This is a genomic window from Primorskyibacter aestuariivivens (assembly GCF_028023675.1).
Classification (GTDB): domain Bacteria; phylum Pseudomonadota; class Alphaproteobacteria; order Rhodobacterales; family Rhodobacteraceae; genus Marinovum; species Marinovum aestuariivivens.
Map to the genome: position 1 here is coordinate 56,281 of NZ_JAQIOZ010000015.1, position 13,474 is coordinate 69,754.

Sequence of the window (13,474 nt, forward strand, 5' to 3'; positions counted from 1 at the left end):
TGCAGCTGAAATCCTTGGGTGCTGCTGTTCGTGATGTGACCCAAATTAACCTTTTCGGGCTGAACCGCGTAGTCTGGAAAACCGGACGGAGGTATTCCTTACCCTTCGCTACGCTGCATCGGTGGTTTGCCAAACCGTCGCAGGGCGCTTGAAGCCCCTGAGGTGCGGCACTACTGTCCCGGCGAAACGGAGGGCAGGATGGCCGAGAAACGTAAGCTTTTCGAAGAGGTGGGCGCCGAGCGGCGTGACGAGACCCAGCGCCAGACCGGCATGATCGATCAGGGCCGCAAGGGTGCGCGCCGGGCGATCCGTGTGTGGCTCATGGTGTTGTTTGCGCTGGTGGTGGCGATGATCGCGGTGGGCGGGTTGACCCGGCTCACCGATAGCGGGCTGTCGATCACCGAATGGCGGCCGGTGACCGGGGCGCTGCCGCCGATGTCAGCCGAGGAATGGCAGGTCGAATTCGACAAGTATCGCGAAATTCCAGAGTACCAGTTGCAGAACAAGGGTATGTCGCTGGACGAATTCAAGGTCATCTATTGGTGGGAATGGGGGCATCGTCAGCTGGGCCGTTTCGTGGGGCTGGTCTGGGCGATCGGCTTCTTTGGTTTCCTTGCGCTGCGGAAAATTCCGCCGGGCTGGACCGGCAAGCTGCTGATCCCCGGCGTTCTGGGCGGGGTGCAGGGGGCTGTGGGCTGGTGGATGGTGTCCTCGGGGCTGACCGGGACCATGCTGGATGTGGCGTCCTACCGGCTGGCCACGCATCTGGGGCTGGCTTTCGTGATCCTTGGCATACTGGCCTGGTACATATTCCAATTGGGCTGTGAAGAGCGGGAATTGATGCAATGCCGCCGAAACCGCGAGAAAAAGCTGTTCTCCATGGGCACCGGGTTGATGCATTTTGCGTTTCTGCAAATCCTGATCGGTGCCTTGGTGGCCGGGATTGATGCCGGGCGGAACTATACCGATTGGCCGTTGATGGCGGGCGGGTTCTTTCCGCCGTTCCCGTTCGAGATCGAGCCGGTCTGGCGCAACTTCTTTGAAAATGACGGGTTGGTGCAGTTCATGCACCGGATTGCGGGGTATCTGCTGTTGATCTATGCCGTTGTTGTCTGGAATCGGGCGCGACGGTCGCCCAATGGGCAGACGCGCTTTGCCTTCAACGCGGTGCTGGCGGTGACACTGTTGCAGGTGGTGCTGGGGATCGTCACGGTGATCTATTCCGCGCCGCTGCATATCGCGATTGTGCATCAGCTTGGCGCGGTGCTCTTGTGGGTGCTGATCCTGCGGGCGCGGTTTATTGCGGGCTATCCGCGGGCGGATTCGATCCGGGGGAGCATCCGATGAGCGCTTATGATGATCTGATGGCCTATCAGCGCCAGACCGAGGCTTTGGCACAGGTGGCCGGGCGGCTGGGCTGGGACCAGGAAACGATGATGCCGCGCGGCGCGGCGGAGCAGCGGTCGGAAGAAATCGGGGCGTTGGAAAGCGTGCTACATGCGCGTCGCACGTCTCCTGAGGTCGGGGACTGGCTGGCGGCGATTGATGATGCATCGCTGGACGCGGTGGCGCGGGCTAATCTGCGCCACATCCGCAAGGATTTTGAACGGGCCAGCAAAGTGCCCGCAGCCTTGGCGTCCAGGATTGCGCAGGTGACCTCGGTGGCCTTTGGCAAATGGGCCGAGGCGCGCGAGAACGAGGATTTCGAAGCCTTCGCGCCGGTGCTTGAAGAGATCGTGGCGCTGCGCCGCGAGGAAGGCGCGCATGTGGCGGGTGGCGGCAATGTCTATGACGCGCTGTTGTCGGAATATGAATTCGGCGCCACGGGCGACGAGGTGGCGGCGCTGTTCGATGCGCTGCGTCCGGGGCTGGTGGCTTTGCGCGCGGCGGTGCTGGAGCAACCGGAGCCTGCCGGGCTGACCGGGCATTTCGAGGAAGAGGCGCAACTGGTTCTGGCACGGTCAATCGCCGAGATCTTCGGCTATGACATGACCCATGGGCGGCTCGACAAGTCCGTGCACCCGTTCAGCTCGGGCGGCGGGGCGGATGTGCGGATCACCACGCGCACGGCGGAGGATGATCCCCTCAATTGTCTGTATTCGACGATCCATGAGGTCGGGCATGCCACCTATGAGCAGAGGATCGACCCGGACTATCGCCTGACGCCGCTGGGGCAGGGTGTGTCGCTGGGGGTGCATGAGAGCCAGAGCCGGATTTATGAGAACCAGCTGGGCCGCAGCCGGGCGTTCTGTCACTATCTTTATGGCCGGATGCGCGATGCCTTTGGCGACATTGGCGTGACCAGCGAAGAGGCGTTTTACCGCGCGGTGAACCGGGTGCATCGTGGCTATATCCGCACCGAGGCGGATGAGGTGCAGTATAACCTGCATATCATGCTGCGCTTTGATCTGGAGCGCGCGATGATGGGCGGGACGCTGGAGGTGCGCGACCTTGAGGATGCGTGGAACGCGCGGTTCGAAGCGGATTTCGGCTATGCGGTGAACAAGCCCTCAAACGGTGTGTTGCAGGATGTGCATTGGGCCGCCGGGCTGCTCGGGTATTTCCCGACCTATGCCTTGGGCAATGTCTATGCCGGGTGCCTTTACGAGGCGCTGCGCGCGGCGGTGCCGGAACTGGATGAACAGCTTGCGCAAGGTGAGTTGGGCGCGGCGACGGGATGGCTGCGCGACAACGTGCAGCGCCATGGCGGGCTCTACCTGCCGCGCGAGGTTATAGAGCGGGCCAGCGGACAAGCGCCCAGCGAGGGGCCGCTCCTGCGCTATCTGGAGGCCAAATTCGGCGATCTCTACGGCATCTGAACGCAACAGAGACGCGCCTTGATCCCGGTCAAGGCGCAGAAATACGCGCCATGCCATGCTGACCCTCAAAGAGAGGGAGGATTGGTATGGATGATCTCATCAAACTCGGGCGCGACTTCGTTCAGGCAATGCGGGAGCGACGAGGCATCGGGCATGTGGACGAGATTTACGCGGAGAATGCGCAATCGGTCGAGGCGGTGGTGCCGCCGGGACGCGATGTGCGCATCGCCAAGGGGCGGGGGCCCATTGCCGCCAAGCGCGAGGATTGGGCGGCCACGCATGAGATCCATTCGTTGGAGGCGGACGGGCCTTATGTGCATCCGCCCAACCGCTTTGCCGTGCGTTTTGAGGCGGAGGTGACGCAGAAGGCCACGGGTCGCAAGATGACCCTGCGCGAGATTGCCGTGTATTCCGTGGAAGACGGCAAGATCGCCCGGGAAGAATTCTTTATGCTGCCGAAAGAGGAAGGCTAGAAGTTGCCGCATAAAACGGTGCCTTTACAATGTGTTAACTTCTTCAGTCTTGACTCTGCGCGCGGTTTCGCGTATCGATTGTGACATGCTAGGAGATGTGGGCGAACAGTCCCCGGGGTGACCCGGTGGGCTGTTTTTTCGTGTCTGTCGTGCGGGGGAACCACCCTTTGCATGAGAGGTATACGAGCAGAATGGTTCTTATTACCCCGGAGCAGGAAATCGCGCGGCTTGAAGGCGATCTTGAAGACGTGCGCGACATCCTCGGCGAGTTCGAGGAGACATTGAGAGACCTGAGAAAACGGGTCCGGGCCGGGGAAGTCGATAATCTGAAGGATGCCAGCAAGACGCTGACCGAGTTGCGGTCATGGCTCAGGCTGGCCAAGGAAACGGAGGCGCAGCTTGCGGAATATGCACGAAAGGAAGCAGGAATCGTCGGGTCCTGGGGGCTTGACCTCGACCGGGCGCGATCTGAGGTCGGGTGCCGTCTGGCTCGGGTCCGCGCCTGTTGCGGCGCAAGAGGCGTTTCTGGCTGATCTGGAGGAGGGAGAGCTTATGGCTCTCCCTTTTTTGTTCGAGTTCTGGGCGCATCCGCATCAATTGCCGCCCGACGGCGATTGGCGGGCTTGGGTGATCCTGGGTGGGCGTGGCGCGGGCAAGACGCGGGCGGGGGCGGAATGGGTGCGCGCGCAGGTGGAAGGCGCGCGGCCGCTGGACCGGGGCCGGGCGCGGCGGGTGGCGCTGGTGGGGGAAACCTATGACCAGGTGCGCGATGTGATGGTGTTTGGCGACAGTGGCATTCTCGCCTGTTCGCCGCCCGACCGGGTGCCGAAATGGGAGGCGACGCGGCGGCGGCTGGTCTGGCCCAATGGCGCGGTGGCGCAGTGTTTTTCGGCCAATGACCCGGAGGCTTTGAGGGGGCCGCAATTTGATGCGGCCTGGGCGGATGAACTGGCGAAATGGCCCAAAGGGCAGGAGACCTGGGACATGCTGGCCTTTGGTTTGCGGCTGGGTGATGACCCGCGGGTTTGCGTGACGACAACGCCGCGCAATGTGGAGGTATTGAAGGATTTGCTGGAGGTGCCGTCCACGGTGGTGACGCGCGCGCCGACCGAGGCGAATGCGGCGTATCTGGCGTCCTCGTTTCTTGATGAAGTGCGGGCGCGCTATGCCAATACGCGGCTGGGGCGTCAGGAACTGGATGGCGAGCTGCTCACCGATGTGGAGGGGGCGCTCTGGACCCATGCGATGCTGGATCAGGCGCGGGTGGAGCGTTCCGGGCGGCTGGACCGGATTGTCGTGGCGGTCGATCCGCCGGTCTCGGGCCATGCGGGGTCGGATGACTGCGGGATCATTGTCGCCGGCGTGCGGATGCGCGGGCCGGTGAGCGATTGGGAGGCGGTGGTCTTGGAGGATGCGTCGATTGCGGGCGCGTCCCCGGCGGAATGGGCGGCGCGGGCGGAGCCGGTGGCGGCGCTGTATGAGCAGGGGCGGGTCAGGCACCTGCCGGGGTTGGGTGATCTGGAAGACCAGATGTGCCGCATGGCGCTGCGTGGGTATCAGGGCAAGGGGAGCCCGGACCGGGTGGATGCCTTGGTCTGGGCCTTGACCGAGTTGGTCACGGCGCATGTGGGGCATGTGCAGGCGCGGGTGCGGGTGTTGTGAGTGGCGATTTCTTTTGAAGAAATCGGACCGAAATCTTTTGAAGATTTCGGTTTGGGGGCAGCGCGCGGTGTGATCGGGGGATGTTAACCCTTTTTTAGCAGAATGATCGGGACAGAGCCGAGGGGCGGTTGGCCCATCGGAGCGGGTTTCAGAAGTGGCGTCGGCGTCGTGGAGTGGTGGGCAGGATTGCCCACCCTTTGGGAAAAGGCGTGCCGCGAAAGAGATGAAGGAGCAGGACGCGATGTTCGATTTTTTGCGGCGGGACAAGGCGGGCGACGCGCCGGAGGCCAAGGCCAGCGCCACGGGGCCGGTGGTGGCGCATATGAGCGCGGGGCGCGTGGCCTGGAGCCCGCGCGACGCGGTGTCGCTGACCAAGACGGGATTTGCGGGCAATCCGGTGGCGCATCGGGTGGTCAAGCTGATCGCGGAGGCCGCCAGCGCCATCCCGTTGATGGTGCAGGACGATACGCAGCGTTACGAGATGCATCCGCTGGTGTCGCTTTTGGCGCGGCCCAATGCGGGTCAGGGGCGCGCGGAACTGCTTGAGGCGCTTTATGGGCATCTGCTCTTGTCGGGTAATGGTTATGTGGAGGCTGTTGCGGCGGAGGATGGCTTGCCGGTGGAACTGCATGTGCTGCGTTCTGACCGGATGGCGGTGGTGCCGGGGCGCGATGGTTGGCCGGTGGCCTATGAATATCGCGTGGGCGGGGCGAAGCACCGATTTGATGTGACCGGGCCGATCTCGCCCATTTGCCATGTGAAGAATTTCCATCCGCAGGATGATCATTACGGGTTCTCGCCCCTGCAGGCGGCGGCGCAGGCGCTGGATGTGCATAATGCGGCCTCGCGCTGGTCGAAGGCGCTCTTGGACAATGCGGCCCGGCCCTCGGGGGCGATTGTTTATCGCGGCGCGGATGGGCAGGGCGCGATGTCGACGGAGCAATATGAGCGCTTGGCGGGGGAGATCGAGGCCAACCATCAGGGCGCGCGCAATGCGGGGCGGCCGATGCTGCTGGAAGGCGGGTTGGACTGGAAACCGATGGGGTTCTCGCCGTCCGACATGGAGTTTCACAAGACCAAGGATGCGGCGGCGCGGGAGATTGCGCTGGCTTACGGCGTGCCGCCGATGCTGTTGGGCATCCCCGGCGATGCGACCTATGCCAATTATGCCGAGGCGAACCGGGCGTTTTACCGGCTGACCGTGTTGCCGCTGGTGGGGCGGGTCACGGGAGCCTTGTCGGCCTGGTTGGCCGGGTTTGCGGGGGAGGATCTGGCGATCAAGCCGGATCTGGACCAGGTGCCCGCGCTGGCGGTTGAGCGCGACCAGCTTTGGGCGCGGGTGAGTGCGGCGGAGTTCCTGAGCGAGGCGGAGAAGCGGCGGTTGTTGGGGTTGCCGGTGGAGCGGGTTGATGGGTGAAAGACCGGGTTTTGAGCCTTTTGACTGTGCGCCTGCGCTGAGGCTGGAAGCGCATGAGCGGGTGGCGGCATTGCAGTTCGACGCGATGAACAAACGGCTGGATCGGTTGGAAGAGCTGCTGGAGCGGTTGGAAAAACGGTTGTGGCTGGCGGTGTACGGGGTTGTCGCGGCGATTTTGGGTCAGGCGTTTCAGGGGTTGCTGAGCGCGGTGCCTTGAGGGGGACGGATCGGTGGGCAGATTGCCCACCCTACGGGGCGATGGAGAGAATGATGGTACTTGAGACGAAATTTGCGCGGTTTGAAGACGGGCTGAGCGTCACAGACGGGCATCAGATCGAAGGCTATGCGAGCCTGTTTGGCGCGGCGGATCAGGGTGGCGACGTGGTGCAAAAGGGCGCTTATGCGGAATCGCTCAAGGCGCTGGCTGCGGAAAAGCGGCAGGTGCGGATGCTCTGGCAGCATGACCCGGCCCAGCCCATCGGGATCTGGGATGAAGTACGTGAGGATGGCAAGGGTCTTTATGTGAAGGGCCGCATTCTGGAGAGTGTGGAAAAGGGGCGCGAGGCGGTGGCGCTTCTGGCTGCGGGCGCGATTGATGGCTTGTCGATTGGCTATCGCACCAAACGCGCCAGCAAGACCGACAAGGGCCAGCGGCTCTTGATGGAACTGGAGCTTTGGGAAGTATCGCTTGTCACTTTTCCGATGCTGCCCAGTGCTCGTGTCGGGGCGCGGGTCGCGGCCAAGGGGGAAACCCCGGTGACCGAGACCATGCGGGAATTGGCGGCGGTGTTTGACGCGGCGCGCCGGGAGATCGCGCGGGGCTAAGCCCGCCGAATTCAGGAGAGAGAGCGAATGGACATGACCCATGCAGAGGCATGGGACGGGGAAGATCTGTCTTCTCCGGCCCAGGAGGTGAAGCGCGCGATGGGCGGCTTTTTGTCCGAGCTGAAGGCCTTTCAGGCCGAGATCACCGAGAAAGTGGAAAAGCAGGAAGAGAAAATGACCAAGATGGAACGTAAATCCCTGACCGCGGCGCGCCCGGTTCTGGCCGCCACCGATTACGATGCGCCGCATCAGAAGGCGTTTGATGCCTATCTGCGCTCGGGCGATGACGATGGTCTGCGCGGGCTTGAGCTTGAGGGCAAATCCATGTCCACGGCTGTGAACAGTGATGGTGGTTACCTGGTGGACCCGGCGACCGCCGAGAAGATCAAATCGGTGCTGCATTCGGGCGCGTCGATCCGGGCGATTGCCACGGTCGTGAATGTCGAGGCGACGTCCTATGACGTGCTGGTGGACACCACCGATCTGGGCGCAGGCTGGGCGGATGAGACAACGGCGACCAGCGAGACCGGAACGCCGACCATCGACCGCATTTCCATTCCGCTTTACGAGCTGAGCGCACTGCCCAAGGCGTCGCAACGTCTGCTGGATGATGCGGCCTTTGACATCGAGAGCTGGCTTGCGGGGCGGATTGCCGAGAAATTCGCCCGTGCCGAGGCGAGTGCGTTCATCAATGGCGATGGCGTGGACAAGCCGACCGGTTTCCTGACCCATACGTCGGTGAACAATGATGTCTGGACCTGGGGCAATCTGGGCTATGTGCCGACCGGCGTCGATGGCGCGCTTGGCAATGGCGATGCGATCATTGATCTGGTTTATGCGCTGGGGGCGGAATACCGCGCCAAGGGCACCTTTGTCATGAATTCCAAGACTGCCGGTGCGGTGCGCAAGCTCAAGGATGGCGATGGCCGGTTCCTGTGGTCCGATGGTCTGGCTGCCGGGGAGCCCGCGCGTCTGCTGGGCTATCCGGTGCTGATTGCCGAGGACATGCCGGACATTGCCATTGGCGCGGATGCGATTGCCTTTGGTGATTTTGGCGCGGGCTACACCGTGGCCGAACGCCCGGACCTGCGCGTGCTGCGCGATCCCTTCTCGGCCAAGCCCAATGTGCTGTTCTACGCCACCAAGCGCGTGGGCGGTGACGTGAGCGATTTTGCCGCCATCAAGCTGCTGCGGTACGCCATCTCCTAAGCGGGGATGGTGAGGCCGGGGCCTCGTCAGGGGCCTTGGCGGGCGCGCGCCGGAGAGCCGGTGTTGTCTAGCTGCTCCCCTCCGTTCGAGCAACGCGGGTGGCGCGCGCCTGACTATTTGGCCGAGGGGCCGGGGATATCGGGAGACGAGACAAGATGATGTTGGTGGAAGAGACCACAGTGCCGGGCGCGGCCCTACCGGTCGAGGCATTCAAGGCGCATCTGCGGTTGGGGGCCGGGTTCTCGGGCGCGACGGTGCAGGATGCGGTGCTGGAAAGCTTCCTGCGCGCGGCCATTGCGGCCATTGAGGCGCGCACGGGCAAGGTGCTGATTGCGCGGGATTTCAGCTGGACGGTGAGCCAGTGGCGCGCGGCGAATCTGCAGCCGCTGCCGGTGGCCCCGGTGAGCGCGGTTGGTACGGTGGAGATCGAGGATGCGGGCGGTACGGTGAATGTGGCCGATCCCGGGGCTTACCGGTTGGTGGCGGAGACGCATGTGCCGAAACTGCGCGCAACGGGGGCGTGCCTGCCTGGGATCCCGGCGAGGGGCAGTGCAAAGGTGACCTTTACCGCAGGCTACAGCGCGGATTGGGGCGCGCTGCCCGCCGATCTGGGGCAGGCGGTGATGCTGCTTGCCGCACATTACTACGAATATCGCGATGAGACGGCGCTGGGACAGGGGTGCATGCCGTTTGGCGTGACCTCGCTGATCGAGCGTTACCGGGTGATGCGCGCGGGCTTTGGAGTGGTCCAATGATCCGGCCTAGGCTGACGCGGGCGCTGACGCTTGAAGCAGCGCAGGACGTGCCGGACGGGGCCGGGGGCTTTGACCGCATCTGGATGCCGCTGGGGGTGCATTGGGCCGAGGTCACGGCACGCACCGGGCGGCAGGCGCGGGGTGAGGCGGGACCGGTGTCCGTCATGCCATGGCGGATCGTGCTGCGCGGGGCCCCGGTGGGCGATCCGGCGCGGCCCGAGCCGGGGCAGCGGCTTCGTGAGGGTGGCCGCGTCTGGCGCATCGAGGCGGTGGCGGAGGCTGATCCGGAGGGCCGCTACCTGACATGTTTTGCAGAAGAGGAGGTGGCGACATGAGCTATGCGGTATCCGCGGCGTTGCAGGAGGCGGTGTATCAACGCCTGTCGGGCGATGTGGCACTGGGCAACATTGTTGGTAGTGCGATCTATGACGCGATCCCGTCGGGGACCTTGCCGCCGATCTATGTGACGCTTGGGTCCGAGACGGTGCGCGACCGGTCGGACAAGACCGGGGATGGCGCGGATCATGATTTTTCCGTGTCGGTCGTGACCGGGGCGCAGGGGTTTTCGCAGGCCAAAGAGGCGGCGGCGGCGGTGAACGATGCGCTGGGCGATGCGGCATTGACCCTGAGCCGAGGGCGGCTTGTGGGGCTGTGGTTCCGCAAGGCCAAGGCCGCGCGGGATACGGGCAACGGCACGCGGCGGATCGACCTGATCTTTCGGGCGCGTGTGGAAGATAACTGAAATTCTCAAACGGAGTGAATGATATGGCTGCTCAGAACGGCAAGGATCTGTTGATCAAGGTGGATGTGACCGGGGACGGACAGTTTTCGACGATGGCGGGGCTGCGCGCCAGCCGCGTGAGTTTCAACGCGGAAACGGTGGATGTGACCTCGCTCGAAAGCGCGGGGGGCTGGCGCGAATTGCTGGGCGGCGCGGGGGTGAAAAGCGCGGCGATTTCCGGCTCGGGCGTGTTCAAGGATGATGCGACGGACGAACGTGCGCGCCAGATTTTCTTTGACGGGGAAGTGCCGTCTTTTCAGGTCATTATCCCGGATTTCGGCACTGTTGAAGGCCCGTTTCAGGTGACCTCTCTGGAATATGCCGGGAGCCATAATGGCGAGGCGACCTATGAGCTTTCGCTCGCGTCTGCCGGGCAGCTGAGCTTCGTCGGCTTGTAACATGGCCAATCCGTGGAGGGGAGAGGTGACATTGGTCATCGACGGAGAGGCGCGTGTTCTCAAGCTGACGCTTGGGGCGTTGGCGGAGCTTGAGGAGGCGCTGGGCGAGGACACGCTGGTGGCGCTGGTCGAGCGGTTCGAGGCAGGGCGGTTTTCCAGCCGCGATGTGCTCAGGCTCATCGTGGCGGGGCTGCGCGGTGGCGGTTGGCAGGGGACTGGCAAGGACCTTGTTCAGTCCGAGATCGCGGGCGGGCCGATGGGGGCGGCAAAGGCGGCGGCGGAGTTGCTGGCGCGGGCCTTCATGGTGCCGGACGAGGCACCATCGTGAGCCGCATCAACTGGCCCCGGCTGATGGGCGCGGGGCTGCGCGTGCTGGGGCTGAGACCGGCGGAGTTCTGGGCGCTGACGCCTGCGGAACTGATGCTGATGCTGGGGGTGGGCGGCGGCGATGCGCCGCTCACCCGGGACCGGCTGGATCAGTTGATCCGGGCGTTTCCGGATGAAGAGAAAGGGCAATGAGATGAGTGACTTGGACGGGTTGGAAGACCTTGACCTGACGGTGGATGCGCTGGCGGAGTCGTTGGGGTCGGCGTCATCGCTGGCCGCCGGTTTCAACGCGGAATTGCAGCGCATTCACCAGACGTTTTCGGCCACGGGCAACCAGGCGCGGGATCTGAGCAAGACGCTGTCGGGCGGGCTGAAACAGGCCATCGACGGCGTGGTGCTGGACGGGATGAAACTGTCGGATGCGCTGGGACTGGTGGGCCAGTCGATGATCAACGCGGCCTATAACGCCGCCGTGAAGCCGGTGACTGATCACTTCGGGTCACTGCTGGGCGGGTTGGTCAATTCGATCATGCCGTTCGAGAAGGGCGGCGCGTTCAGCCAGGGCCGTGTGACGCCCTTTGCCACGGGCGGGATTGTCAGCGGTCCGGTGCAGTTTCCGATGCGGGGCGGCATGGGGCTGATGGGCGAGGCGGGGCCGGAGGCGATCATGCCGCTGACCCGTGGCCCCGACGGCAAGCTGGGCGTGATGGCCAATGGCGGGGGCCGGGCCGTCAACGTGGTGATGAATATCCAGACGCCCGATGTGGCCGGGTTCCAGCGCTCTCAGAGCCAGATCGCGGCGCAGATGGGCCGTGTGCTCGCCCGTGGGCAGCGCAACAGGTAAGCGGAGGGGACAGAGATGGGATTTCACGAGATACGGTTTCCGGCCAATCTGAGCTTTGGCTCGGTTGGGGGGCCAGAGAGGCGGACCGATGTGGTGACGCTTGCCAATGGGTTCGAGGAGCGCAACACGCCATGGGCGCAGTCGCGCAGGCGCTATGATGCGGGGCTGGGTCTGCGGTCGCTGGACGATGTGGAGGACCTGATTTCCTTCTTCGAGGCGCGGCGCGGGCAGATGTATGGGTTTCGCTGGAAGGACTGGTCGGATTTCCGGTCCTGCAAGCCCAGCGCCGAGATTCGCTATACCGATCAGGTGATTGCTATCGGGGATGGGACCAGCGTGACCTATCCGCTGGTCAAGACCTATCGCTCGGGCGAGGCGGAATATGTACGGCCCATCGTAAAACCGGTGGCGGGCACCGTGCGCGTGGGTGTGCAGGGGGATGAGCTTCAGGAAAGCATTCACTGGGAGGTGGATGGCGCGACGGGCGTGATCACGTTCGAGCGCCCGCCGTTGCAGGACGTGGAGATCACCGCCGGGTTCGAATTTGACGTGCCGGTGCGGTTTGACACGGACCGGATTGCCACCAGCGTCGCGTCCTTTCAGGCGGGAGAAGTGCCCAATGTGCCGGTTGTGGAGCTGCGGGTCTGATGGCGTTGCATGAGGGATTGAAGGCGCATCTGGCGGGCGGTCTGACGACGCTCTGCCGTGCCTGGGCGATCACCCGTGCGGATGGCACGGAGATGGGGTTTACCGATCATGATCGGGATCTGAGCTTTGAGGGGCTGGCGTTTTGCGCCGATACCGGGCTGAGCGCGATGGCGTTACAGCAGGGAACGGGGCTTGCGGTGGACAATACCGAGGCCGTGGGGGCGCTGTCGGATGCGGCGATCACCGAGGCCGATATTCTGGCCGGGCGCTTTGACGGGGCCGGGGTACGGGCCTGGCTGGTGAACTGGGCCGACGTGGCGCAGCGGCAGCTGCTGTTTCGCGGCACGATTGGCGAGATGCGGCGCGTGGACGGCGCGTTTCAGGCCGAACTGCGCGGGCTGTCTGAGGCGCTGAACCGGCCTTTCGGGCGGGTCTATCAGGCACCTTGCACGGCGGTGCTGGGCGATGCATCCTGCAAATTCGACCTCGATCAGCCGGGCTATCACTGGGAAGGTCCGGTGCTGGCGGTGGAAGAGACCTCGACCGTGACGCTGGACGGCGATGGCGCATTTGAGCCGGGCTGGTTCCAGCGGGGGCGGCTGGAGGTGCTGAGCGGTGCGGCTCACGGGCGTTATGGCGCGATCAAGCGGGATGTGCCGGTGGCGGAGGGCCGCGAGATCGAGCTTTGGGAGCCTTTGCGCGCGCAGGTGGCCGTTGGCGATGTGGTGCGGATCACGGCGGGGTGCGACAAGCGCATGGAGACCTGTCGGCTCAAGTTCAACAACCTTTTGAATTTCCGTGGTTTCCCGGATTTGCCCGAGGATGACTGGCTGATCGTGAACCCGTCGAAATCGGGGCAAGGCACCGGCGGGAGCCGCCGATGAGCGCGCGTATCGTAGCGGCAGCGCGGGGCTGGATCGGGACGCCCTATCTGCATCAGGCGTCGGTCGGGGGAGCCGGGTGCGATTGCCTGGGCCTGCTGCGCGGCGTGTGGCGCGAGGTGATGGGGGCGGAGCCCGAAGACGTCCCGGCGTACACGCAGGACTGGTCCGAGCCGCAGGGCGAAGAGCGGCTCTGGCGCGCGGCGATGGCGCATCTGGTCGAGAAGCCATTGGACGCGGCAGCGACGGGGGACGTACTTCTCTTTCGCATGCGTGCGGGTGCTGTGGCCAAGCATCTGGGGTTGCAATCATGCACCGGGCCTGAGGCGCGTTTCATTCATTCCTATTCCGGTCACGGGGTTATCGAAAGCCCGCTGAGCGCGCCCTGGGCGCGGCGCATCGTGGCCCGGTTCGCATTTCCCTTGGAGGGCTAAG

Annotated in this window: 19 protein-coding genes; all 19 read left to right on the top strand. The window is 64.3% G+C overall.

The window, feature by feature from the left end; translation table 11 throughout:
• The first annotated feature begins 198 nt into the window (after positions 1–198).
• The 19 genes from ctaA to PGB28_RS15325 all read left to right on the top strand — a co-directional run bounded on the left by ctaA (position 199) and on the right by PGB28_RS15325 (position 13,473).
• Complete coding sequence (gene ctaA, locus PGB28_RS15235) at positions 199–1,347, top strand: heme A synthase (RefSeq protein WP_271422380.1); 1,149 nt, start codon at positions 199–201, stop codon at positions 1,345–1,347.
• Positions 1,344–2,819 (top strand): carboxypeptidase M32, encoded by a 1,476-nt coding sequence (locus PGB28_RS15240; RefSeq protein WP_271422381.1) that lies wholly within the window; start codon positions 1,344–1,346, stop codon positions 2,817–2,819. Before ctaA ends, PGB28_RS15240 begins: the two co-directional genes overlap by 4 nt.
• 86 nt (positions 2,820–2,905) lie before the next feature.
• A complete protein-coding gene (locus PGB28_RS15245) occupies positions 2,906–3,292 on the top strand; it encodes a nuclear transport factor 2 family protein (protein ID WP_271422382.1) in 387 nt (128 codons plus the stop codon).
• Positions 3,293–3,483: 191 nt separating this feature from the next.
• Entirely contained in the window at positions 3,484–3,825 is a 342-nt protein-coding gene (locus PGB28_RS15250) for a hypothetical protein (RefSeq protein ID WP_271422383.1), read from the top strand.
• A 19-nt stretch (positions 3,826–3,844) separates the two neighbouring features.
• Positions 3,845–4,954: a DNA-packaging protein gene (locus tag PGB28_RS15255; protein WP_271422384.1), complete on the top strand. Its 1,110-nt coding sequence runs from the start codon at positions 3,845–3,847 to the stop codon at positions 4,952–4,954.
• A gap of 241 nt (positions 4,955–5,195) precedes the next feature.
• Positions 5,196–6,371, top strand: a complete 1,176-nt coding sequence (locus tag PGB28_RS15260; protein WP_271422385.1) for a phage portal protein — start codon at positions 5,196–5,198, stop codon at positions 6,369–6,371.
• Positions 6,364–6,588, top strand: a complete 225-nt coding sequence (locus PGB28_RS15265; protein WP_271422386.1) for a GTA head formation protein, RCAP_rcc01685 family — start codon at positions 6,364–6,366, stop codon at positions 6,586–6,588. Before PGB28_RS15260 ends, PGB28_RS15265 begins: the two co-directional genes overlap by 8 nt.
• A gap of 53 nt (positions 6,589–6,641) precedes the next feature.
• Entirely contained in the window at positions 6,642–7,196 is a 555-nt protein-coding gene (locus PGB28_RS15270) for an HK97 family phage prohead protease (protein ID WP_271422434.1), read from the top strand.
• Between the two features lie 27 nt (positions 7,197–7,223).
• Positions 7,224–8,405, top strand: coding sequence for a phage major capsid protein (locus tag PGB28_RS15275; protein ID WP_271422387.1), 1,182 nt, complete (start codon positions 7,224–7,226; stop codon positions 8,403–8,405).
• A 155-nt stretch (positions 8,406–8,560) separates the two neighbouring features.
• Positions 8,561–9,160, top strand: coding sequence for a head-tail connector protein (locus PGB28_RS15280; RefSeq protein WP_271422388.1), 600 nt, complete (start codon positions 8,561–8,563; stop codon positions 9,158–9,160).
• Complete coding sequence (locus PGB28_RS15285; protein WP_271422389.1) at positions 9,157–9,495, top strand: head-tail adaptor protein; 339 nt, start codon at positions 9,157–9,159, stop codon at positions 9,493–9,495. The genes PGB28_RS15280 and PGB28_RS15285 overlap by 4 nt, the downstream gene beginning before the upstream one ends.
• Positions 9,492–9,902 (top strand): DUF3168 domain-containing protein, encoded by a 411-nt coding sequence (locus tag PGB28_RS15290; protein WP_271422390.1) that lies wholly within the window; start codon positions 9,492–9,494, stop codon positions 9,900–9,902. The genes PGB28_RS15285 and PGB28_RS15290 overlap by 4 nt, the downstream gene beginning before the upstream one ends.
• A gap of 23 nt (positions 9,903–9,925) precedes the next feature.
• Positions 9,926–10,339, top strand: coding sequence for a phage major tail protein, TP901-1 family (locus PGB28_RS15295; protein ID WP_271422391.1), 414 nt, complete (start codon positions 9,926–9,928; stop codon positions 10,337–10,339).
• Between the two features lies 1 nt (position 10,340).
• On the top strand, positions 10,341–10,667 hold the full coding sequence (locus PGB28_RS15300) for a gene transfer agent family protein (protein WP_271422392.1): 327 nt from the start codon (positions 10,341–10,343) through the stop codon (positions 10,665–10,667).
• On the top strand, positions 10,664–10,858 hold the full coding sequence (locus tag PGB28_RS15305; protein WP_271422393.1) for a rcc01693 family protein: 195 nt from the start codon (positions 10,664–10,666) through the stop codon (positions 10,856–10,858). Before PGB28_RS15300 ends, PGB28_RS15305 begins: the two co-directional genes overlap by 4 nt.
• Position 10,859: 1 nt before the next feature.
• Entirely contained in the window at positions 10,860–11,510 is a 651-nt protein-coding gene (locus PGB28_RS15310; RefSeq protein ID WP_271422394.1) for a phage tail tape measure protein, read from the top strand.
• A 15-nt stretch (positions 11,511–11,525) separates the two neighbouring features.
• On the top strand, positions 11,526–12,158 hold the full coding sequence (locus PGB28_RS15315) for a DUF2460 domain-containing protein (RefSeq protein ID WP_271422395.1): 633 nt from the start codon (positions 11,526–11,528) through the stop codon (positions 12,156–12,158).
• Complete coding sequence (locus tag PGB28_RS15320; RefSeq protein WP_271422396.1) at positions 12,158–13,042, top strand: DUF2163 domain-containing protein; 885 nt, start codon at positions 12,158–12,160, stop codon at positions 13,040–13,042. The genes PGB28_RS15315 and PGB28_RS15320 overlap by 1 nt, the downstream gene beginning before the upstream one ends.
• Positions 13,039–13,473, top strand: coding sequence for an NlpC/P60 family protein (locus PGB28_RS15325; protein ID WP_271422397.1), 435 nt, complete (start codon positions 13,039–13,041; stop codon positions 13,471–13,473). The genes PGB28_RS15320 and PGB28_RS15325 overlap by 4 nt, the downstream gene beginning before the upstream one ends.
• The last annotated feature ends 1 nt before the right edge of the window (position 13,474 follow it).